A 21694-nucleotide genomic window follows, 5' to 3' on the forward strand; every position below is an offset into this window, starting at 1 on the left:
GAAGAACCCACGAGTTACGCGGCTGTCTGTCACACTCGACCAGCAAGATCTTCAACAACAAGATCTTCAACAGGCATAAGATCTCCCGAAGGTGCCGAGGCGGAGAAGGGTACGGGGAAGCAACGATGGAACCGGTCATCATCGTCCTGATCATTCTGGTGGTGTTGGTCTTCATCGCCCTGATCAAGACGATCCAAGTCATCCCACAGGCCAGCGCCGCCATCGTCGAGCGCTTCGGCCGCTACACGCGGACGCTGAACGCGGGCCTCAACATCGTCGTCCCGTTCATCGACACCATCCGCAACCGCATCGACCTGCGCGAACAGGTCGTCCCGTTCCCGCCGCAGCCGGTGATCACCCAGGACAACCTGGTCGTCAACATCGACACCGTCATCTATTACCAGGTGACCGACGCCCGGGCCGCCACCTACGAAGTCGCCAGCTACATCCAGGCGATCGAGCAGCTCACCGTCACCACACTCCGCAACATCATCGGCGGCATGGACCTCGAGCGGACCCTGACCTCCCGCGAGGAGATCAACGCGGCCCTGCGCGGCGTCCTCGACGAGGCCACGGGCAAGTGGGGCATCCGCGTCAACCGCGTGGAACTCAAGGCCATCGAGCCCCCGACCTCCATCCAGGACTCGATGGAGAAGCAGATGCGCGCCGACCGTGACAAGCGCGCCGCGATCCTCCAGGCCGAAGGTGTCCGGCAGTCCGAGATCCTCCGCGCCGAAGGTGAGAAGCAGTCGCAGATCCTGCGCGCCGAAGGTGAGGCCAAGGCCGCCGCCCTGCGCGCCGAGGGCGAGGCCCAGGCGATCCGCACGGTCTTCGAGTCCATCCACGCCGGCGACGCGGACCAGAAGCTCCTCGCCTACCAGTACCTCCAGATGCTCCCCAAGATCGCCGAGGGCGACGCCAACAAGCTCTGGATCGTCCCCAGCGAAATCGGCGACGCCCTCAAGGGCCTGAGCGGCGCCATGGGCAACTTCGGCCCAATGGGCGGAGGTTCAGGCAACGGAGGCGCCACAGGGGGCCAGGGCACGGAACGCCGAGAGAAGCCGACGCTGGACTGAGAACGGGCGGAACCCCCGCGCCCTGTTTTTAGGGGCGCGGGGAACTGCGCGAGCAACCACCCACGACCAGCAGTCGCCGAACTACCGCAATCAGGCAGCCGGCTGGGCGAGCCAATCCGGCAGAGCAGCAAAGTCGTCCTGCCCCAGAGCCAACAACATCGCATCCGCCGGCGTCGGCTCAAACGGCTCCCGAAGCAACGGCATCCCCGCCTCCGCCGGCGTCCGATTCGCCTTCCGGTGATTGTCCTCCGCACACGAGGCGACCGTGTTCAGCCACGTGTCCTGCCCACCCTGCGACCGCGGCACCACATGATCCACGGTCGTCGCCCGACGACCGCAGTACGCGCACCTGTGCCGGTCCCGCACCAGAACACCCCGCCGCGACCACGGAGCTTGTCTTCGGAACGGCACCCGCACATACCGGCACAACCTGATCACCCGGGGCGCCGGTATATCGACAGCGGCTCCGCGCATACGCAGTTCGGGGTGGGCCTGCTCGACGACGGCCTTGTCCTGCAGCACCAGCACGACGGCTCGGTTCAACGTCACCGTCGACAGCGGCTCAAAGCTCGCGTTGAGTACCAACGTGTCCCGCATACCAGCCCACCTCCCGTGTCGCACCCGCCCACCGCGTGGCGGGCTGGGATCAACTCTGGCCGGGCACGCCGAGATGGACAACGCAATATCTGCTGCTCCCACGGGGGGTGACCCCCGCGCCCCCGGCAACAAAAATGCCCGCCCCTGATCACTTCCAAGACCAGGGACGGGCAAACGTTCAATGAACGTCAGGCTTCGGCGGGCACCTCGTACTCACCGATGAGCTGGGCGCGCGCCAGCACGTGGAACCGCAGATTGAAGCCCACGAAGGCCGGGCTGGCGTCAGAATCCGGCCCCAGCTTCTCCTGGTCCACGGCGTACACCGTGAACACATAACGGTGCGGCCCGTCCCCGGGAGGCGGCGCGGCCCCGCCGAAGTCCTTGGTGCCGTAGTCGTTGCGCGCATGTACGGCACCCTCGGGCAGCCCCTCGAACTTGCCGCTGCCCGCGCCCTCCGGCAGCTCGGTCACCGAGACCGGGATGTCGAAGAGGACCCAGTGCCAGAACCCGCTGCCCGTAGGGGCGTCCGGGTCGTAGCACGTGACGGCGAAGCTCTTGGTCTCGGGCGGGAAGCCCTCCCACCGCAGCTGCGGCGACGTGTTGCCGGCCGCGTAGACCTGAGCGTCCTTGAGCGTCGCACCTTCCTGGACGTGCTCGCTCGTGACCGTGAACGACGGCACGGGCGGATGGAAGTCATGGGGGAGCGGCCGCCGCTTGAGCTCGGTCACCTCGGTACCTCCTGATCGGTTCCTACTCAGTGGTCCCGAGCCTAGAACCAGTTGCGCTTGCTGCCGACCTCGGACAGCCACTGGTTGAGGTACGCCACCCAGTCGGTGCCCTGGAAGTCGTGCAGGCCCACCTGGAAGGACCGGAAGGTGTCACTGCCCTCGCTGAACAGCCCCGGCTTCTTGTCCATTTCCAGGATGACGTCCATCGCGTTCGCATCCGCGACGAAGCTCAACTCGACCTGGTTCAGCCCCCGGTACTGCTGCGGCGGCACGAATTCGATCTCCTGGTAGAACGGCAGCTTCTGACGCGTACCCCGGATGTGACCGCGCTCCATGTCGGCGCTCTTGAAGCGGAAGCCCAGCTGGATGAACGCGTCGAGCAGCGCCTTCTGCGCCGGCAGCGGGTGCACGTTGATCGGGTCCAGGTCACCGGAGTCGACCGCGCGCGCGATCGCCAGCTCCGTGGTCACGCCGATGTTCATCCCGCGCAGCGCCTGACCGTCGATCATGGTGATCGGGGTCTCCCACGGGATCTCCAGCCCGAACGGCACCGCGTGCACGGCGTTGGCCTGCAGCTGGAAGGCCCCGCCGAGCGGCTGCTTGGTGAACTCGATGTTCTGCTTGTACTCCTGGTCGTCGTGGCCCTCGACCTCGACCTTGGCCTGCAGCCCGACCGACACCCCCTGGATCTCCTGATCGACGGACCCACCCTGGATCCGCACCTCACCCTGGACGACACCGCCCGGAACGACGTTGACCTCGGTCAGAACCGTCTCGACCGAAGCCCCGCCGGCCCCCAGACTCGCGAGCAGCTTCTTGAACGCCATGTCTCTTCCCTCTCGCGTGGATCCCTTGATCCCTACAAACGCACTACGGCCGTGGCCGGTTCCGCGCCTTCACCCTGGCGCCTTCACCCTGGCAAGGGGAAGGCATTCTGACCACCCCGCCGCACCCACCGGCCTGCACTACCCTCGGACGGCATGATCGCGACCCCCGACCGTACGCCCCTCCCCAGAGCCTTCTTCGACCGGCCCGTACTGGAGGTCGCCCCCGACCTCCTCGGCCGCATCCTGGTGCGTACGACCCCGGACGGTCCGATCTCCCTCCGCCTCACAGAGGTCGAGGCGTACGACGGCCCGAACGACCCCGGCTCCCACGCCTATCGCGGCCGCACGCCCCGCAACGACGTGATGTTCGGTCCGCCCGGCCATGTGTACGTCTACTTCACCTACGGCATGTGGCACTGCATGAACCTGGTGTGCGGTCCCGACGGCGAGGCAAGCGCCGTCCTGCTCCGCGCCGGCGAGATCGTCGAGGGCGCCGAACTGGCCCGCAAACGTCGACTATCGGCCCGAAGCGACAAGGAACTGGCCAAAGGCCCGGCCCGCCTCGCCACCGCGCTCGACGTGGACCGAGCCCTCGACGGCACGGACGCGTGCGCCTCCGGCGAGACACCCCTGAGAATCCTCGCCGGCACCGCCGTCCCCTCTGACCAGGTACGGAATGGTCCACGGACCGGCGTGGCCGGCGACGGCGGCAACGGAGACGTCCATCCCTGGCGCTACTGGATCGCCGACGACCCGACCGTGAGCCCGTACCGGGCTCACGTCCCCAGGCGTCGCCGAAGTTGACGTGCCCGTGGAAGGTGCGTAACGTATTCCGAGCCGCTGAACCGGGTACGGCGAAAGCCAGCAGCCGGAGCGGCCAACCCACTACTTGCGACTCCCTCCAGTGAGGGCGAATTCGGTGTGTCCGCATGCCTGAATTCAGAACTCACGGACTCGATTATGAGCTTCCCAGGGAATCGGCTAACGTAGTGAATGTCGAAAGGCCCCGCCGACCGGGAATCAGTCCCAAAAGGATCTGATAGAGTCGGAAACGCAAGACCGAAGGGAAGCGCCCGGAGGAAAGCCGCGAGAGAGAGTTTCTCGGGTGAGTACGAAGGAAGCGTCCGTTCCTTGAGAACTCAACAGCGTGCCAAAAATCAACGCCAGATATGTTGATACCCCGTCTCTCTCAATTCGAGAGGGCGTGGTTCCTTTGAAGAAATACACAGCGAGGACGTTGTGAACGGTCGGGCTTATTCCGCTCGGCGGTTCCGCTCTCGTGGTGTCGACCCGGATGACCGGGAATACATTCACGGAGAGTTTGATCCTGGCTCAGGACGAACGCTGGCGGCGTGCTTAACACATGCAAGTCGAACGATGAACCACTTCGGTGGGGATTAGTGGCGAACGGGTGAGTAACACGTGGGCAATCTGCCCTTCACTCTGGGACAAGCCCTGGAAACGGGGTCTAATACCGGATAGCACTTCCACGGGCATCTGTGGGGGTTGAAAGCTCCGGCGGTGAAGGATGGGCCCGCGGCCTATCAGCTTGTTGGTGAGGTAATGGCTCACCAAGGCGACGACGGGTAGCCGGCCTGAGAGGGCGACCGGCCACACTGGGACTGAGACACGGCCCAGACTCCTACGGGAGGCAGCAGTGGGGAATATTGCACAATGGGCGCAAGCCTGATGCAGCGACGCCGCGTGAGGGATGACGGCCTTCGGGTTGTAAACCTCTTTCAGCAGGGAAGAAGCGCAAGTGACGGTACCTGCAGAAGAAGCGCCGGCTAACTACGTGCCAGCAGCCGCGGTAATACGTAGGGCGCAAGCGTTGTCCGGAATTATTGGGCGTAAAGAGCTCGTAGGCGGCTTGTCACGTCGGGTGTGAAAGCCCGGGGCTTAACCCCGGGTCTGCATTCGATACGGGCTAGCTAGAGTGTGGTAGGGGAGATCGGAATTCCTGGTGTAGCGGTGAAATGCGCAGATATCAGGAGGAACACCGGTGGCGAAGGCGGATCTCTGGGCCATTACTGACGCTGAGGAGCGAAAGCGTGGGGAGCGAACAGGATTAGATACCCTGGTAGTCCACGCCGTAAACGGTGGGAACTAGGTGTTGGCGACATTCCACGTCGTCGGTGCCGCAGCTAACGCATTAAGTTCCCCGCCTGGGGAGTACGGCCGCAAGGCTAAAACTCAAAGGAATTGACGGGGGCCCGCACAAGCAGCGGAGCATGTGGCTTAATTCGACGCAACGCGAAGAACCTTACCAAGGCTTGACATCGCCCGGAAAGCATCAGAGATGGTGCCCCCCTTGTGGCCGGGTGACAGGTGGTGCATGGCTGTCGTCAGCTCGTGTCGTGAGATGTTGGGTTAAGTCCCGCAACGAGCGCAACCCTTGTCCTGTGTTGCCAGCATGCCCTTCGGGGTGATGGGGACTCACAGGAGACCGCCGGGGTCAACTCGGAGGAAGGTGGGGACGACGTCAAGTCATCATGCCCCTTATGTCTTGGGCTGCACACGTGCTACAATGGCCGGTACAATGAGCTGCGATGCCGTGAGGTGGAGCGAATCTCAAAAAGCCGGTCTCAGTTCGGATTGGGGTCTGCAACTCGACCCCATGAAGTCGGAGTTGCTAGTAATCGCAGATCAGCAGTGCTGCGGTGAATACGTTCCCGGGCCTTGTACACACCGCCCGTCACGTCACGAAAGTCGGTAACACCCGAAGCCGGTGGCCCAACCCCTTGTGGGAGGGAGCTGTCGAAGGTGGGACTGGCGATTGGGACGAAGTCGTAACAAGGTAGCCGTACCGGAAGGTGCGGCTGGATCACCTCCTTTCTAAGGAGCATCTAGCTGCCGCAAGGCAGCCAGAGCCACTACGCAGGCACACGTCCTGCGGTGGTCAGCTCATGGGTGGAACGTTGATTATTCGGCACACTCAGTCATCTCGGGCTGCCAGTACTGCTCTTCGGAGCGTGGAAAGCTGATCACGAGTGGCGAGGGTGTCGGGCACGCTGTTGGGTGTCTGAGGGAATGAATTTTTCCTCGGGTGCCGGCCCCAGTGAACTCGCCGTGTGACGGTGGGGTGATGGGTGGCTGGTCGTTGTTTGAGAACTGCACAGTGGACGCGAGCATCTGTGGCCAAGTTTTTAAGGGCGCACGGTGGATGCCTTGGCACCAGGAACCGATGAAGGACGTGGGAGGCCACGATAGGCCCCGGGGAGTCGTCAACCAGGCTTTGATCCGGGGGTGTCCGAATGGGGAAACCCGGCAGTCGTCATGGGCTGTCACCCATACCTGAACACATAGGGTATGTGGAGGGAACGCGGGGAAGTGAAACATCTCAGTACCCGCAGGAAGAGAAAACAACCGTGATTCCGGGAGTAGTGGCGAGCGAAACCGGATGAGGCCAAACCGTATGCGTGTGAGACCCGGCAGGGGTTGCGTATACGGGGTTGTGGGATCTCTCTTTCACGGTCTGCCGGCCGTGAGACGAGTGAGAAACCGTTGATGTAGGCGAAGGACATGCGAAAGGTCCGGCGTAGAGGGTAAGACCCCCGTAGTCGAAACGTCAGCGGCTCGTTGGAGAGACGCCCAAGTAGCACGGGGCCCGAGAAATCCCGTGTGAATCTGGCGGGACCACCCGCTAAGCCTAAATATTCCCTGGTGACCGATAGCGGATAGTACCGTGAGGGAATGGTGAAAAGTACCGCGGGAGCGGAGTGAAATAGTACCTGAAACCGTGTGCCTACAAGCCGTGGGAGCGTCGCTGTGTGTGCTTGCACATACAGTCGTGACTGCGTGCCTTTTGAAGAATGAGCCTGCGAGTTTGCGGTGTGTTGCGAGGTTAACCCGTGTGGGGAAGCCGTAGCGAAAGCGAGTCCGAACAGGGCGGTGGAGTAGCGCGCTCAAGACCCGAAGCGGAGTGATCTAGCCATGGGCAGGTTGAAGCGGCTGTAAGAGGTCGTGGAGGACCGAACCCACCAGGGTTGAAAACCTGGGGGATGACCTGTGGTTAGGGGTGAAAGGCCAATCAAACTCCGTGATAGCTGGTTCTCCCCGAAATGCATTTAGGTGCAGCGTCGTGTGTTTCTTGCCGGAGGTAGAGCACTGGATAGGCGATGGGCCCTACCGGGTTACTGACCTTAGCCAAACTCCGAATGCCGGTAAGTGAGAGCGCGGCAGTGAGACTGTGGGGGATAAGCTCCATGGTCGAGAGGGAAACAGCCCAGAGCATCGACTAAGGCCCCTAAGCGTACGCTAAGTGGGAAAGGATGTGGAGTCGCACAGACAACCAGGAGGTTGGCTTAGAAGCAGCCACCCTTGAAAGAGTGCGTAATAGCTCACTGGTCTAGTGATTCCGCGCCGACAATGTAGCGGGGCTCAAGCGTACCGCCGAAGTCGTGTCATTCCAGCATGTACCCCCAACGGGGGCTGGGATGGGTAGGGGAGCGTCGTCTGCCGGGTGAAGCAGCCGCGGAAGCGAGTTGTGGACGGTTGACGAGTGAGAATGCAGGCATGAGTAGCGATTCACACGTGGGAAACGTGTGCGCCGATTGACTAAGGGTTCCTGGGTCAAGCTGATCTGCCCAGGGTAAGTCGGGACCTAAGGCGAGGCCGACAGGCGTAGTCGATGGATAACCGGTTGATATTCCGGTACCCGCTGTAAAGCGTCTAACACTGAACCGGGCGATGCTAAGTCCGTGAAGCCGCCCCGGAGCCTTCGGGCAAGGGGGAGTGGTGGAGCCGGCGAACCAGACCTGTAGTAGGTGAGTGATGGGGTGACGCAGGAAGGTAGTCCATCCCGGGCGGTGGTTGTCCCGGGGTAAGGGTGTAGGACGTCAGGTAGGTAAATCCGCCTGGCAGGAGTCTGAGACCTGATGCCGAGCCGATTGTGGTGAAGTGGATGATCCTATGCTGTCGAGAAAAGCCTCTAGCGAGTTTTATGGCGGCCCGTACCCTAAACCGACTCAGGTGGTCAGGTAGAGAATACCGAGGCGTTCGGGTGAACTATGGTTAAGGAACTCGGCAAAATGCCCCCGTAACTTCGGGAGAAGGGGGGCCATCACCGGTGATCCGATTTACTCGGTGAGCTGGGGGTGGCCGCAGAGACCAGCGAGAAGCGACTGTTTACTAAAAACACAGGTCCGTGCGAAGCCGTAAGGCGATGTATACGGACTGACGCCTGCCCGGTGCTGGAACGTTAAGGGGACCGGTTAGTCCGATTTCGGTCGGGCGAAGCTGAGAACTTAAGCGCCAGTAAACGGCGGTGGTAACTATAACCATCCTAAGGTAGCGAAATTCCTTGTCGGGTAAGTTCCGACCTGCACGAATGGCGTAACGACTTCTCGACTGTCTCAACCATAGGCCCGGTGAAATTGCACTACGAGTAAAGATGCTCGTTTCGCGCAGCAGGACGGAAAGACCCCGGGACCTTTACTACAGTTTGATATTGGTGTTCGGTTCGGCTTGTGTAGGATAGCTGGGAGACTGTGAGCTCTGGACGCCAGTTCAGGGGGAGTCGTCGTTGAAATACCAGTCTGGTCGTGCTGGATGTCTAACCTGGGTCCGTGATCCGGATCAGGGACAGTGTCTGATGGGTAGTTTAACTGGGGCGGTTGCCTCCTAAAGAGTAACGGAGGCGCCCAAAGGTTCCCTCAGCCTGGTTGGCAATCAGGTGTTGAGTGTAAGTGCACAAGGGAGCTTGACTGTGAGACCGACGGGTCGAGCAGGGACGAAAGTCGGGACTAGTGATCCGGCGGTGGCTTGTGGAAGCGCCGTCGCTCAACGGATAAAAGGTACCCCGGGGATAACAGGCTGATCTTCCCCAAGAGTCCATATCGACGGGATGGTTTGGCACCTCGATGTCGGCTCGTCGCATCCTGGGGCTGGAGTCGGTCCCAAGGGTTGGGCTGTTCGCCCATTAAAGCGGTACGCGAGCTGGGTTTAGAACGTCGTGAGACAGTTCGGTCCCTATCCGCTGCGCGCGCAGGAACATTGAGAAGGGCTGTCCCTAGTACGAGAGGACCGGGACGGACGAACCTCTGGTGTGCCAGTTGTTCTGCCAAGGGCATGGCTGGTTGGCTACGTTCGGGAGGGATAACCGCTGAAAGCATCTAAGCGGGAAGCCTGCTTCGAGATGAGTGTTCCCACCCCCATGAGGGGTTAAGGCTCCCAGGAGACGACTGGGTTGATAGGCCGGATCTGGAAGGCGGGTAACCGCTGGAGGTGACCGGTACTAATAGGCCGAGGGCTTGTCCTCAGTTGCTCGCGTCCACTGTGTCAGTTCTGAGACAACGAACAGTTGTCGGCTTTGAGCTTGAACATCTAACTGAAGAGTGTGCTTGTTCGCTCGAAACCAATAGGGTTTCGGTGGTCATAGCGTGAGGGAAACGCCCGGTTACATTCCGAACCCGGAAGCTAAGCCTTACAGCGCCGATGGTACTGCAGGGGGGACCCTGTGGGAGAGTAGGACACCGCCGAACAATCTTTGGAGGACCCCTGGTCCCAGCGTTCAGCTGGGGCCAGGGGTCCTTTTGTTTTTACTGGAGCGCGCCGGGTGTCCCGAGTTGCGCGAGAATGACTGCGGTACCGAAGACAGGAGTCACCCATGTCCACCAACTCTCCCGAAGATCGACCGGAGCGCGACCAGCGGCGACGGGACATTGGTGACCGTGGTGATCGCGGCGGGTACCGCGGGGGTCCGCGGCGCGGCAACGACCGCGCAGGTAGTGCCCGAGGTGGCAACGACCGTGCTGGGTACGGTCGCGGCAATGACCGCCGTGACGACCGCCGTGATGACCGTCGGGGCGACGACCGTGGCGATCGGAGTGGCTACGCCGGTCGTGACGACCGTTCCGGTGGTCCGCGTCGCGACGACCGCGGTGGGCGGCCTGGGGGCTTCCGCCGGGACGGGGACCGTCCTCCATTCCGTCGCGACGACCGTGGGGATCGGGCCGACCGCGGTGATCGGGGCGGAGACCGTCCCCCCTTCCGCCGTGACGACCGGGGTGACCGTGGTGGGGACCGCCCTCCGTTCCGCCGCGATGACCGTGGGGATCGCGGCGACCGCGGTGATCGGGGCGGAGACCGTCCCCCCTTCCGCCGTGACGACCGGGGTGACCGTGGTGGGGACCGCCCTCCGTTCCGCCGTGACGACCGGGGTGACCGTGGTGGGGACCGCCCTCCGTTCCGCCGCGATGACCGTGGGGATCGCGCCGACCGCGGTGACCGGGGCGGAGACCGTCCCCCCTTCCGTCGCGATGACCGCGGCGACAGGGGCGGGTTCCGGCGGGACGATCGTGGTGACCGTCCGGAGCGTGGTGGATTCCGCCGGGACGACAGCGGCGGGCGGCCCGGAGGCTTCCGTGGTCGGGACGACCGGCGTGATGAGCGCAGGGACGACCGTCGCGAGGGGGACCGTCCCGGGTTCCGGCGTGATGACAACCGTGGCTACGGCCGCAGGGACGACGACCGTGGTCATGGGCGTCGGGATGACGACCGCGGCCAGGGTCGTCGGGATGACGCCCGTGGTTATGCCCGTCGGGACGACGACCGCGGCCCCGCGCGCCGTGACGACGATCGCGGCTATGGCCGGCGCGACGACCGCAGGGACGATCGCCGAGGTGGCGACGACCGTGGGCCCCGTACTGGCTTCCGCCGGGATGACAGTCGGCGGGATGACAGTCGTGGAGACAGCCGAGGTGAGCGCGGTGGGTTCCGTGGGCGTGAGGGGCGCGACGGGCGGGACGACCGTAGCCGTGGGCCCCGGCGTGATGACCGCGGTGGGCGGCCCGGGGGATTCCGTGGCCGGGATGATCGGCGGGACGACCGCAGGGGCGATGACCGGCGTGGCGGTGGTCGTTTCCGCGATGAGCGTGACCGGGACCGGGAGCCCATCAGGCGGCTGCCGATTCCGGAGGACGTCACCGGCGAGGAGATCGACAAGGACGTACGGCAGGAGCTGCAGAGTCTGCCGAAGGGGCTTGCCGAGGACGTCGCCAAGAACCTGGTGATGGTCGCCCGGCTCATCGACGAGGACCCGGAGGGCGCGTACGGCTACTCCAAGGTGGCCCTGCGGCTGGCGTCGCGCGTTGCCGCCGTACGCGAGGCTGCTGGGTTCGCGGCGTACGCGAACCAGAAGTACAGCGAGGCGCTCGCCGAGTTCAGGGCCGCACGGCGGATGACCGGGAACGTGGATCTGTGGCCCGTCATGGCGGACTGCGAGCGGGGTCTCGGGCGGCCGGAGAAGGCGCTGGACATGGCCGGGGCGCCCGAGGTGAGCAAGCTCGACAAGGCAGGTCAGGTCGAGATGCGGCTTGTCGCGGCGGGTGCCCGGCGTGACATGGACCAGCTCGACGCGGCGATCGTGACGCTGCAGAGCCCGGAGTTGGCCGCCGGTTCCGTGCAGCCGTGGACCGCGCGGCTGCGGTACGCGTATGCCGACGCGCTGCTGGCCGCCGGCCGGGAGGCCGAGGCGCGGGAGTGGTTCGCGAAGGCGGCCGAGGCCGACAAGGACGGCAGCACGGACGCCTCCGACCGGCTTGCCGAGCTGGACGGTGTCGAGTTCGTCGACGCACTGGACGAGAACGAGAGCGACGAGACGACGCCGTCGCCATCCACTGAGGATGGCGAGGAGGACTAGTCGTAGGCAGGGGCGGGATCCTGAACCCAGGGTCCCGCCCCTTCGTCGTTCAGAGGTCCAACGCGCGTAGCACCAGGCCCGACGCCGGTTTCGGGCCGAACGACGTGGACTTGCGGGGCATCGTGACGCCCTGGCGGGCCAGGTCTCGTACGACCTCCTCGCGGACCGGGTGCATCAGGACGGCCGTACCGCCGTCGTGTTCCGCTTTGCTGACCGTGGCTGCCGTGTCGTGGATGTAGGCGATGTGGGCGGGGGAGTCCTCGGGAATGTGCCAGACGTGGTCGAGGAGTGTGGCGTGCAGGACGGTCGCGTCCAGGGTGCGCCAGGCCGCGGGGCGGTCCGTCGGGACGGTGCGGGCCAGGAGGTCCGGGTCCGGTTCGTCCACGAGGTGGAACGTGCCGTCGCCGGCCAGGAGGAAGGCGTTGCCGGCGCCGGCCGCGTCGGCGAGGGCGTCCAGGGCCTCGGGGAGGGGGACTTCCAGGTGGCGTACGCGGAACAGGTCGTCGAGGGGCTTGAGCGCTTCCGCGACCGGCAGGCCGTGCAGGAGGCGGTGGATGGCGCGGACTCGGAGCGGGTAACGGGCCGTGTCGACCAGGAGGACCAGGCCGTGGTCCCAGGCGCTGGGGGACGGGTGCTCCGCGCGTAGACGCCGGTACGTCGCCCAGCGGTGGTGGCCGTCGGCGATCAGGGCCTGGTGCCCGGCGAGGTCGGCCTGGATACGGGACTGCTCGGCGGGGTCGGTGATCGACCACAGGCGGTGGCTGAAGCCGTCCTCGGTGGTGGTGGAGAGGAGCGGGGGCTGCTCCGCCGTACGTTCGATGATGGCGGTGGTGTCGGTGGTCGAGCCGTTGCCGCGGTACGTCAGGAGCAGGGGCTCGAGGTTCGCGGACGTGGCGCGCATGAGGTCGGCGCGGTCGGCCACGATGTGCGGCATGACGTCCTCGTGCGGCAGGACCAAGCCTTCCGCGGGATCCGTCACGCGCAGGGCGCCGATCACGCCGCGTTGCAGCATGCCGTCGCCGTCGCGTTGTTCGTAGACGTACAGGCCGGGCCGCGGGTCGGCCGCCAGGATCCCTTCGGAGAGCCAGCGCCGCAGGGTCTTCGCCGCCTGGTCGTTGCGGGCGGCGGCGGTGGGTGCCTGGGGGAGGATCAGGCGGACGATGTTGTACGGGTCGGCCGACTCGAGATGGAGCACGCCGTCGGGGCGGACCACGACGTCGTACGGCGGTGAGGTCACGGCGGCCAGGCTGCCGACCCGGTCGGGGTCGTAGCGGAGCCCTCGGAACGGGGTGAGTTCGAGGCCCCGGTGCGCCGTTGCTTCCGAGTGGCCTGCTGAGTTCATCCCGGCATCGTACGTGTGTCGGTGGCATGCGCGATGATCGGGGGAAAGCCGTCGAACGAGGAGCGATGCGGAATGAGCCAGAGCGTCAGGACGAGGCCGGAGGGCAGTGGCCGGGCCCTGAGCGAGGCGTACGACACTGCGCTGCTCGACCTGGACGGAGTGGTGTACGCGGGTGGGAACGCGATCGCGTACGCCGTCGAATCGCTTGCCGCCGCTCGCTCGGGAGGCATGCACCTGGCGTATGTCACGAACAACGCCCTGCGCACCCCTGACGTCGTCTCCGCGCATCTGACCGCGCTGGGCATACCGACGGCGGCGTCCGACGTCATCACCTCGGCGCAGGCGGTCGCCCGGCTGATCGCCGATCAGGTGCCGCAGGGATCCCGTGTGCTGGTGATCGGTGGGGAGGGGCTGCGGGTCGCTTTGCGCGAGCGGGGGCTCGAGCCCGTGGAGTCGGCGGACGACGATCCGGCGGCGGTCGTGCAGGGGTACGGCGGGCCCGAACTGCCGTGGGGCCGCTTCGCGGAGGCGTGCTACGCCATCGCGCGCGGGGTGCCCTGGTTCGCGTCCAACACCGACCTGACGATTCCCAGTGCTCGTGGGATCGCGCCCGGAAACGGCGCGGCGGTGCAGGTCGTCCGGATCGCAACGGGTGCCGAGCCGCAGGTGGCCGGCAAGCCGCTGCCTCCGATGCACCGGGAGACGGTCCTGCGGACCGGGGCCGAGCGGCCGCTGGTGGTGGGGGACCGCCTGGACACGGACATCGAGGGCGCGTTCAACGGAGGCGTGGACTCGCTGCTGGTGCTGACCGGCGTGACCGACGGACCTCAGCTGCTCGCCGCGCCGCCGCAGCACCGGCCGACGTATGTCGACGCCGATCTGCGCGGCATGCTCACCGGGCAGCCGGAGGTCACGGCGGAGAGTGACGGGTTCCGGTGCGGTGGCTGGAGGGCGAAGGCCGGCGCCGAGAGGCTGGAACTCGACGGTGACGGCGAGGCGTTGGACGGTCTGCGGGCGCTGTGCGCGGCGGCCTGGACGTCGGCCGGGGAGGCAGTGTGCGAGCTGGACGGGGGGAAGGCGCTGGCGCGGTTGGGGTTGTGAGCGCTCGCGGTCACTCACCGGCAGGGGATCCGCGTTCGGCGACGGAGCGGAATCGTGGCCGAATGGGAGGGTAGGCTAACCTAACTGCGTGTTGGTAGAGAGTCCTCCCGAACAGCGCGCGGAGACCGCCCCCGCGCCCCCGAAACGCCGGGCGATACGTGCCTTCGGTCTGCTTGTCTCCGTGGCGATCCTGTTGCTCGTCGCGCTGGCGAGCATCGCGATCGGCGCGAAAGAGCTGTCCGTGGACCAGGTGTGGCACGGATTGTTCGAGGACTCGGGGACGTACGGCGATGTCGTCGTCGCGGAACGGCTCTCGCGGACCGTGCTGGGACTGCTCGCCGGTGCCGCGCTGGGCCTGGCGGGCGCCGTGCTCCAGGCGCTCACCCGCAATCCGCTGGCCGACCCGGGGCTGCTCGGAATCAACGCGGGCGCCTCGGCCGCGGTCGTCACCGCCATCACCTACTTCGGCGTCACCAGCCTGACCGGCTATGTGTGGTTCGCGTTCTTCGGCGCGGCCGCGGTCGGGGCGCTGGTCTGGTTCCTCGGCGGCAGCCGCGGTGCGACGCCGGTGCGGCTCGCGCTCGCCGGCACCGCGATCAGCGCCGCGCTCTACGGCTATCTCCAGGCCGTGATGATCATGGACGAGGCGGCGCTGGGCAAGATGCGCTTCTGGACGGTCGGTTCACTGAGTTCGGCGACCGACGACATCATCCTGAGGGTGCTGCCCTTCCTCGCCGTCGGCATGCTGCTCGCTTTCGCGCTCGCCCGGCCGCTCAACGCCATGGCCATGGGCGACGACACCGCCAAGTCCCTGGGCGCCAACCTCAACCGCACCCGGGCGCTGTCCATGCTCGCCGCCACCGTGCTGTGCGGAGCCGCGACCGCCGCCTGCGGGCCGATCGTCTTCGTCGGGCTGATGGTGCCGCACGTCGTACGGTCCTTCACCGGTCCCGATCTGCGCTGGATCCTGCCGTACGCGGCCGTCCTGTCGCCGGTGCTGCTGCTGGGCGCCGATGTGATCGGCAGGATCGTGGCCCGGCCCGCGGAGCTGCAGGTCGGCATCGTGACCGCGATCCTCGGCGGGCCGGTCTTCATCTTTCTGGTACGACGGCGGAGGACGGCCCAGCTGTGAAGACGACCGTAAAGCCGACTGTGAAGACGACCAACCGTGCCATCAGGACGCCGGGCGGACTCTCCGTCCGGCTGGACGTCCGTGCCTTCACTGTCGCAGCCCTGCTGCTGCTCGCCGCACTCGCCGCGAGCGTCCTGCTGATCGGCACCGGCGACTTCCCCATCTCGGTCGGCGATGTGCTCAAGACGTTGGTGGGCAACGGCGATGCGGGGCAGGAGTTCATCGTCAACGATCTGCGGCTGCCGCGGGTGCTGGTCGGGCTCCTGGTGGGTGGCTCGCTGGGGCTGGGCGGTGCGCTGTTCCAGGCCATCTCCCGCAATCCGCTGGGCAGTCCGGACATCCTCGGCCTCGGGCAGGGTGCGACGGCCGGAGCGCTGGTCGTGATCGTGCTGATGTCGGGCAGCGCGGCCCAGGTCACCCTCGGGGCGCTGGTGGGCGGACTGGTGACCGGTATGGCCATCTATCTGCTCGCCTGGAAGCGGGGTGTGCACGGGTATCGACTGGTGCTGGTCGGTATCGGTGTGTCCGCGATCGTGACGGCGGTCAACGGCTATCTGCTCACCAAGGCCGACCTGGTCGACGCGGCCCGTGCGGTCGTCTGGATGACAGGGTCCCTCAACGGCCGTGACTGGGAACAGGTCTGGCCGCTGCTCTGGCTGTGCGCCGTGCTCGTACCGCTGGTCCTCGCCAATGGGCGCGCGCTGCGGATGATGGAGATGGGCGACGACGTGTCGAACGCCCTCGGGGTGCGGGTCGAGCGCGTCCGGATGCTGCTGATGGTGGCCGCCGTACTGCTCACCGCGGCCGCGACCGCCGCCGCCGGGCCCGTCAGCTTCGTCGCGCTCACCGCCCCCCAGCTCGCCCGGCGCCTGACCCGCTCACCCGGGCCGAACCTGCTGCCGTCCCTGTGCATGGGCGCCGCCCTGCTGGTCATCGCCGACTGGGCCTCACAGCGGGCGTTCGGCGCCGACCAGCTGCCCGTGGGCGTGGTCACCGGAGTGGTCGGCGGCGTCTATCTGCTGTGGCTGCTGGTCACCGAGCGCAAGGCGGGGCGGATATGAGCGCCGCGAGGAGAACGGCGGACACGAGCGCCGCGAAGACGACGCGTGGCACCGCGCACGAGAACACCAAGAGGAGCACCGTGAACCGCCTGTCCGCCGAGGACGTCACCCTCGCCTACGACCAGCGCGTCATCGCCGAGCAGCTGTCGGTGGAGATACCCGACAACTCCTTCACGGTGATCGTCGGCCCGAACGCGTGCGGCAAGTCCACGCTGCTGCGGGCGCTGTCACGGATGCTGAAGCCCAGCCGGGGCCGGGTGCTGCTCGACGGCTCGGTCATCCAGTCGATGCCCGCGAAGAAGGTCGCGCGGACGCTGGGCCTGCTGCCGCAGTCGTCGATCGCGCCCGACGGGATCACGGTCGCCGACCTGGTGGGCCGCGGCCGGTACCCGCATCAGGGGATCCTGCGCCAGTGGTCGACCGACGACGAGCGGGTCGTACAGGAGTCGATGCGGCAGACCGGGGTCGCCGAGCTGGCCGATCGCTATGTCGATGAATTGTCCGGCGGTCAGCGGCAGCGCGTGTGGATCGCGATGGCGCTGGCGCAGCAGACGCCGTTGCTGCTGCTGGACGAGCCGACGACGTATCTCGACATCCAGCACCAGATCGACGTACTCGATCTCTGTGCGGAGCTGCATGAGGAGCAGGGGCGCACGCTGGTCGCCGTGCTCCACGACCTCAACCATGCCGCCCGGTACGCCACCCACCTCATCGCCCTGAAGGAAGGGGCGGTCATCGCCGAGGGCGCGCCCAACGACATCGTCACCGCCGACCTGGTCGAGGAGGTCTTCGGGCTGCGCTGCCAGGTCATCGACGACCCGGAGACGGGGACGCCGCTGGTGGTGCCGGCCGCGCGGAAGGCGCGGACCGGCGACACGAAGGTCGCCGCTACAAAAGCTTCCTGAGGACGAGCAGGTCGCGCAGGCTCGCGTGCAGCTTCACCCGGCCCGAGCCCCAGGCCTTCGCGAAGTTCAGCTCGCCGTCGACCAGTGCCACCAGGTCGTCGCCGGCCAGGCTGAATCTGACCTGGGCCTTCTCCCGGGGCGGGCCCTCGAACGTCTCTTCGACATCGATCCGGCCGCCCGTCATGCGTCCCGCGAACGTGACGTCCAGGTCGGTGATGTGGCAGCTCACCGAGCGTTCCAGGGCAGCGGCCGTGCGGGCGTCCCCCTCGGCGGCCTGCATGTTGTCCGAGAGCTTTTCGAGTGCGGCGCGGCACTCCTCGATCGTGGCCATCGAGATCGACGGTACCCCAGCGGTTCGGGGTAGCGTCTGGGCATGAGCGACTCACTGCCGGGGACCGAGGTCCCGGAGGAGGAGACGGCGGCGGTCGAGCCCGAGTACGACCCCGCCGCCCCCGCCCCGCTGAACGTGCCGCGCACCCCCACCGGCGACGCCGACGTCGACGCCCAGCTGGAGCGGCTCGGCGACGCCGACCACCTCGCCACGGACGGACACGTGGAGGTGTACGAGGATGTACACAGGGGGCTGCGTGACGCGCTCACCGCGCTCGACGCCCGCCCCGGGCCTCCGGCGCCCCCGACGTCGTACGGACATAGGAGCTGAACCGAACGTGGCAGGAGTCGCACGCCGCCGTCTCGATGCGGAGCTGGTCCACCGGAAGCTCGCGCGCTCGCGTGAGCATGCCAGCCAGCTGATCGCTGCCCGGCGGGTCACCGTCGGCAAGATCGTGGCGACCAAGCCGGCCACGCAGGTGGAGACGGCGGCGGCGATCGTGGTCCTGGCCGACGACAGCGACCCGGGCTATGTCTCCCGGGGCGGGCACAAGCTCGCCGGCGCGCTGCAGGTCTTCGTACCGCAGGGGCTCGTCGTCAAGGGGCGGCGGGCGCTGGACGCGGGGGCGTCCACGGGAGGCTTCACGGACGTACTGCTGCGGGCCGAGGCCGCGCACGTCGTCGCCGTGGACGTCGGATACGGGCAACTCGCGTGGACTCTCCGGAGCGATGAACGCGTCACCGTCAAGGACCGTACGAACGTACGCGAGTTGACGCTTGAGGCGATCGATGGGGAGCCCGTGGATCTTGTTGTGGGGGATCTGTCCTTCATCCCGCTCGGGCTGGTGCTGCCCGCCCTGGTGCGGTGCGTGCGGCCGGACGCCGATCTGGTGATGATGGTCAAGCCGCAGTTCGAGGTGGGGAAGGAGCGGCTGGGGAGCGGGGGCGTGGTGCGCAGTCCGGAGCTGAGGGCCGAGGCCGTACGGGGTGTCGCCCGGCGGGCCTGGGATCTCGGGCTCGGCGTGCAAGGCGTCACCGCCAGTCCGCTGCCCGGGCCCTCTGGGAATGTCGAGTACTTTCTGTGGCTGCGGGCCGGAGCAGCCGAACTGGACCCGGCCGACGTTGACCGTGCAGTGGCGGAGGGGCCGCGTTGACACAGAACCGAGCTCGTACTGTTTTTCTGCTCGCCCACACCGGCCGGCCTGCGGCGATCCGCAGCGCCGAGCTCGTGGTCAAGGGGTTGCTGCGCGAGGGTATCGGGGTGCGCGTGCTGGAGTACGAGGCGCGTGACCTGCCCTTGCCCGAAGAGGTGGAGCTGGTCAAGGAGGCGACTCCGCAGTGCCTCGACGGGTGTGAGCTGCTGATCGTGCTGGGCGGCGACGGGACGTTGCTGCGCGGCGCCGAGTTCGCGCGGGCGTCCGGGGTGCCGATGCTCGGCGTCAATCTCGGGCGGGTCGGGTTCCTCGCCGAGGCCGAGCGGGACGATCTCGACAAGGTTGTCGACCGGGTGGTGACGAAGGCGTACGAGGTCGAGGAGCGGATGACCGTCGATGTCGTCGTGCACAGCAACGGGGACATCGTGCATACGGACTGGGCGCTGAACGAGGCGGCGGTGCAGAAGGCCGGCGCCGAGAAGCTGCTTGAGGTCGTGCTGGAGATCGATGGGCGGCCGGTTACCGGGTTCGGGTGTGACGGGATTGTCTTGTCGACGCCGACCGGGTCTACCGCTTATGCGTTTTCTGCGGGTGGGCCTGTGGTGTGGCCTGAGGTCGAGGCGCTGTTGATGGTGCCGATCTCGGCGCATGCGTTGTTTGCGAAGCCGTTGGTTACTTCGCCGGATTCTGTGCTGGCCGTTGAGGTGTTGCCGCATATCCCGCCGGGGGTGCTGTGGTGTGACGGGCGGCGGACTGTCGAGTTGCCGGCGGGCGCGAGGGTTGAGGTGCGGCGGGGGGCTGTGCCGGTGCGGCTGGCTCGGTTGCATCATGCTTCGTTCACGGATCGGCTGGTGGCGAAGTTTGCGTTGCCCGTGTCCGGGTGGCGGGGTGCGCCTCACTAGCCATCTGTGGGGGGTGCATGAGGTGCGTCGGCGAGTGCGGGTGTTTCGTGGCTTGTCGCGCAGTTCCCCGCGCCCCTATCGGGGCGCTCCACTCCCGTGGGTGACAGGGTGCCTCGCACTCTTGCTGCTCTACCTCGTAAGGTCGTGTCCGTGTTGGAGGAGATGCGGATACGGTCGCTCGGAGTCATCGACGATGCGGTCGTCGAGTTGTCGCCGGGGTTCACCGCTGTCACCGGGGAGACCGGTGCCGGTAAGACCATGGTCGTCACCAGCCTCGGGCTGTTGCTCGGGGGGCGGGCCGATCCGGCGCTCGTGCGGATCGGGTCCGAGAAGGCGGTCGTGGAGGGGCGGATCGGCGTGCCCGAGGGTGCCTCCGCCGCCGTACGGGCCGAGGAGGCCGGGGCGGAGCTCGATGACGGGGCGCTGCTGATCAGCCGTACCGTTTCCGCCGAAGGGCGGTCGCGGGCGCATCTCGGTGGGCGGAGTGTGCCGGTCGGGGTGCTGGCGGAGCTGGCCGATGAGCTGGTGGCCGTGCATGGGCAGACCGATCAGCAGGGGCTGCTGAAGCTGTCCCGGCAGCGGCAGGCGCTCGACCGGTATGCGGGGGAGGCCGTCGCGGGGCCGCTCGCCAAGTACGGGGAGGCGTATCGGCGGCTGCGGGCCGTCTCCGCGGAGCTCGACGAGATCACCACGCGCGCGCGTGAGCGGGCTCAGGAAGCCGACATGCTGCGGTACGGGCTCGAGGAGATCGCGGGCGTCGAACCGCGTGCCGGTGAGGACGTCGAACTGGCGGAGGAGGCCGAGCGGCTGGGGCACGCGGAGGCGCTGGCGTCCGCCGCGACGGTCGGGCATGCCGCACTCGCCGGGAATCCGGAGGATCCGGAGGGGGTCGACGCGGCGACGCTCGTCGCGGGGGCGCAGCGGGCGTTGGAGGCGGTGCGGTCGCACGATCCGGCGCTGGCCGCGCTGGCGGACCGGATCGGGGAGATCGGGATTCTGCTGGGGGATGTGGCCGGGGAGCTGGCGGGGTACGCCGACGATCTGGATGCCGATCCGTTGCGGCTGGCCGCCGTGGAGGAGCGGCGGGCCGCTCTCAGTGCCCTGACCCGGAAGTACGGCGAGGATGTCGCGTCCGTGCTCGCCTGGGCCGAGCAGGGCGCCGCGCGGCTCACCGAGCTGGACGGCGACGACGAACGGCTCGACGAGCTGACCGCCGAGCGGGATGCGCTGCGGGCCGAACTGGGCGGGCTGGCACAGGTGTTGACGGATGCGCGGGCGGAGGCCGCCGAGCGGTTCGCCGCCGCGGTGACCGCCGAGCTGGCCTCGCTGGCCATGCCGCACGCGCGCGTGTCGTTCGACATCCGGCAGACCGAGGACCCCGAGGGCGTCGAGGTCGGCGGGCGTACGGTCGCGTACGGGCCGTCGGGTGCCGACGAGGTCGAGCTGCTGCTCGCCCCGCATCCCGGGGCGCCGCCCCGGCCCATCGCCAAGGGGGCGTCCGGTGGTGAGCTGTCGCGCGTGATGCTGGCCGTGGAGGTCGTGTTCGCGGGGACCGATCCGGTGCCGACGTATCTCTTCGACGAGGTCGACGCGGGTGTCGGCGGCAAGGCGGCTGTGGAGATCGGGCGGCGGCTGGCCCGGCTCGCCAAGACCGCGCAGGTCGTCGTCGTGACGCATCTGCCGCAGGTCGCCGCGTTCGCCGATCGGCAGCTGCTCGTCGAGAAGACCGACGACGGGTCCGTCACCCGGTCCGGGGTGAAGGTCCTCGAAGGGGAGGAGCGCATCCGGGAGTTGTCCCGCATGCTCGCCGGCCAGGAGGACTCGGAGACGGCCCGGGCCCATGCGGAGGAGCTGCTGGCGACGGCACGGGCGGACGTCTGAGCGGCCTTGGTGAAGTC

Annotated in this window: 17 protein-coding genes and 3 rRNA genes; 14 read left to right on the forward strand and 6 right to left on the reverse strand. The window is 67.0% G+C overall.

The genetic code is table 11. From position 1 onward, the window contains the following. Nucleotides 1-125: 125 nt before the first annotated feature. Nucleotides 126-1076: an SPFH domain-containing protein gene (locus OG828_RS38090; RefSeq protein WP_210575536.1), complete on the forward strand. Its 951-nt coding sequence runs from the start codon at nt 126-128 to the stop codon at nt 1074-1076. Nucleotides 1077-1166: 90 nt separating this feature from the next. On the opposite strand, the gene OG828_RS38095 is transcribed toward OG828_RS38090, so the two are convergent. From OG828_RS38095 to OG828_RS38105, 3 genes are all read right to left on the reverse strand, one after another. After that, nucleotides 1167-1673: an HNH endonuclease gene (locus tag OG828_RS38095; protein ID WP_210575534.1), complete on the reverse strand. Its 507-nt coding sequence runs from the start codon at nt 1671-1673 to the stop codon at nt 1167-1169. A 188-nt stretch (nt 1674-1861) separates the two neighbouring features. Next, on the reverse strand, nt 1862-2401 hold the full coding sequence (locus OG828_RS38100) for a YbhB/YbcL family Raf kinase inhibitor-like protein (RefSeq protein ID WP_328441347.1): 540 nt from the start codon (nt 2399-2401) through the stop codon (nt 1862-1864). Between the two features lie 41 nt (nt 2402-2442). Then, nucleotides 2443-3228, reverse strand: a complete 786-nt coding sequence (locus OG828_RS38105; RefSeq protein WP_328503750.1) for a sporulation protein — start codon at nt 3226-3228, stop codon at nt 2443-2445. Between the two features lie 153 nt (nt 3229-3381). Here OG828_RS38105 and OG828_RS38110 point away from each other — a divergent pair, with 153 nt between their 5' ends. The 4 genes from OG828_RS38110 to rrf all read left to right on the forward strand — a co-directional run bounded on the left by OG828_RS38110 (nt 3382) and on the right by rrf (nt 9710). Continuing rightward, a complete protein-coding gene (locus tag OG828_RS38110; RefSeq protein ID WP_328441348.1) occupies nt 3382-4032 on the forward strand; it encodes a DNA-3-methyladenine glycosylase in 651 nt (216 codons plus the stop codon). 505 nt (nt 4033-4537) lie between these two features. Continuing rightward, nucleotides 4538-6063: ribosomal RNA gene (locus tag OG828_RS38115) — 16S ribosomal RNA — on the forward strand. 301 nt (nt 6064-6364) lie between these two features. After that, nucleotides 6365-9487, forward strand: a 23S ribosomal RNA gene (locus OG828_RS38120). A 106-nt stretch (nt 9488-9593) separates the two neighbouring features. Continuing rightward, nucleotides 9594-9710, forward strand: a 5S ribosomal RNA gene (gene rrf, locus OG828_RS38125). Together the 16S, 23S and 5S rRNA genes form the textbook arrangement of a ribosomal RNA operon. Before the next feature lie 119 nt (nt 9711-9829). On the opposite strand, the gene OG828_RS38130 is transcribed toward rrf, so the two are convergent. After that, nucleotides 9830-10708, reverse strand: coding sequence for a hypothetical protein (locus OG828_RS38130; RefSeq protein ID WP_328505071.1), 879 nt, complete (start codon nt 10706-10708; stop codon nt 9830-9832). 423 nt (nt 10709-11131) lie between these two features. Here OG828_RS38130 and OG828_RS38135 point away from each other — a divergent pair, with 423 nt between their 5' ends. Next, on the forward strand, nt 11132-11869 hold the full coding sequence (locus OG828_RS38135; protein WP_328505012.1) for a hypothetical protein: 738 nt from the start codon (nt 11132-11134) through the stop codon (nt 11867-11869). 49 nt (nt 11870-11918) lie between these two features. On the opposite strand, the gene OG828_RS38140 is transcribed toward OG828_RS38135, so the two are convergent. Then, entirely contained in the window at nt 11919-13211 is a 1293-nt protein-coding gene (locus OG828_RS38140) for a DUF1015 domain-containing protein (RefSeq protein ID WP_328503751.1), read from the reverse strand. Between the two features lie 72 nt (nt 13212-13283). Between OG828_RS38140 and OG828_RS38145 the strand changes: the two genes are divergently transcribed. From OG828_RS38145 to OG828_RS38160, 4 genes are all read left to right on the forward strand, one after another. Then, on the forward strand, nt 13284-14312 hold the full coding sequence (locus OG828_RS38145; protein WP_328503752.1) for an HAD hydrolase-like protein: 1029 nt from the start codon (nt 13284-13286) through the stop codon (nt 14310-14312). Between the two features lie 88 nt (nt 14313-14400). After that, nucleotides 14401-15444, forward strand: a complete 1044-nt coding sequence (locus OG828_RS38150; RefSeq protein WP_328367228.1) for a FecCD family ABC transporter permease — start codon at nt 14401-14403, stop codon at nt 15442-15444. After that, nucleotides 15441-16505, forward strand: coding sequence for a FecCD family ABC transporter permease (locus tag OG828_RS38155; protein WP_443062466.1), 1065 nt, complete (start codon nt 15441-15443; stop codon nt 16503-16505). Before OG828_RS38150 ends, OG828_RS38155 begins: the two co-directional genes overlap by 4 nt. After that, on the forward strand, nt 16502-17410 hold the full coding sequence (locus tag OG828_RS38160; protein WP_328503753.1) for an ABC transporter ATP-binding protein: 909 nt from the start codon (nt 16502-16504) through the stop codon (nt 17408-17410). Before OG828_RS38155 ends, OG828_RS38160 begins: the two co-directional genes overlap by 4 nt. On the opposite strand, the gene OG828_RS38165 is transcribed toward OG828_RS38160, so the two are convergent. Next, nucleotides 17394-17741 carry an SCP2 sterol-binding domain-containing protein gene (locus OG828_RS38165; protein ID WP_210574598.1) on the reverse strand — a complete coding sequence of 116 codons (348 nt, stop codon included), beginning with the start codon at nt 17739-17741 and terminating at the stop codon, nt 17394-17396. The genes OG828_RS38160 and OG828_RS38165 overlap by 17 nt on opposite strands. 42 nt (nt 17742-17783) lie before the next feature. Here OG828_RS38165 and OG828_RS38170 point away from each other — a divergent pair, with 42 nt between their 5' ends. The 4 genes from OG828_RS38170 to recN all read left to right on the forward strand — a co-directional run bounded on the left by OG828_RS38170 (nt 17784) and on the right by recN (nt 21677). Next, nucleotides 17784-18071 (forward strand): hypothetical protein, encoded by a 288-nt coding sequence (locus tag OG828_RS38170; RefSeq protein WP_328367235.1) that lies wholly within the window; start codon nt 17784-17786, stop codon nt 18069-18071. Between the two features lie 7 nt (nt 18072-18078). After that, complete coding sequence (locus OG828_RS38175) at nt 18079-18894, forward strand: TlyA family RNA methyltransferase (RefSeq protein WP_328503754.1); 816 nt, start codon at nt 18079-18081, stop codon at nt 18892-18894. Beyond that, nucleotides 18891-19796 carry an NAD kinase gene (locus OG828_RS38180; protein WP_210574604.1) on the forward strand — a complete coding sequence of 302 codons (906 nt, stop codon included), beginning with the start codon at nt 18891-18893 and terminating at the stop codon, nt 19794-19796. The genes OG828_RS38175 and OG828_RS38180 overlap by 4 nt, the downstream gene beginning before the upstream one ends. 162 nt (nt 19797-19958) lie before the next feature. Beyond that, the gene (recN, locus tag OG828_RS38185) at nt 19959-21677 is read left to right on the forward strand and encodes a DNA repair protein RecN (protein WP_328505014.1); all 1719 of its coding nucleotides are present in this window, start codon (nt 19959-19961) and stop codon (nt 21675-21677) included. The last annotated feature ends 17 nt before the right edge of the window (nt 21678-21694 follow it).

This window comes from Streptomyces sp. NBC_00457, assembly GCF_036014015.1.
In the GTDB taxonomy this organism is placed as follows: domain Bacteria; phylum Actinomycetota; class Actinomycetes; order Streptomycetales; family Streptomycetaceae; genus Streptomyces.